Annotated in this window: 1 protein-coding gene; it reads left to right on the top strand. The window is 48.4% G+C overall.

Annotated features, from left to right (window positions below; genetic code table 11):
* Positions 1-678, top strand: a 678-nt coding sequence (locus L5M10_RS24025) for a helix-turn-helix domain-containing protein (protein ID WP_263256110.1), incomplete at both ends; no start/stop codon positions are given.

Below are 678 nucleotides of genomic sequence, written 5' to 3'. Positions count from 1 at the left end.
CCGTAAGGCTGCCGGGCTATCCATGAATGCATTAGCCAACGAGGTAGGACTGTCCGCTAACGCCATTAAAAAGTATGAACATGGCACGGCTATGCCTTCTTCTTCAAACCTACTAAAACTCGCGAAAGCGCTCGATGTGCGCACTGAGTACTTCTTTCGTCCAACGAAGGTGAAACTAGAGGGCGTAGAGTACCGCAAGCGTGCTAGTACACCAAAGAAAGTTTTAGACCGAATTAATGGCGATGTTTTAGAACAAGCTGAACGTTGGCAGGAGCTCTTAGAGCTTTATCCGGACTCGGTAAAACCGATCCCTGAGTTTGCTCTACCTGATGAACTTCCAGAACAAATCTTTAGCTTAGAACAAGCGGAAGACTTGGCTATTCAGATGCGCCATGCTTGGGTGCTAGGGCTAAACCCTATTCACGATATGATCGATACCCTCGAAGCTAAGGGCGTGATGATTATTACCACGGATGTGGAAACAGATAAGAAGTTTGACGGTTTAGCGGGCAAGATTGGTAGCACTCCTGTAGTGGTGATCTCTACCGCCCAAAGTGGTGACCGTCAGCGCTTCACCTTGGCCCATGAACTTGGGCACTTAGTCGTGCATGGTCGTTTAGCTGAAGGGATTGATGAGGAGAAGGCAGCTGAAGGGATTGATGAGGAGAAGGCTTGTAA

Origin of the sequence: Shewanella sp. SM32 (assembly GCF_025654235.1) — a bacterium.
In the GTDB taxonomy this organism is placed as follows: domain Bacteria; phylum Pseudomonadota; class Gammaproteobacteria; order Enterobacterales; family Shewanellaceae; genus Shewanella; species Shewanella oncorhynchi.
This window is presented reverse-complemented; position numbering and strand designations above follow the sequence as displayed.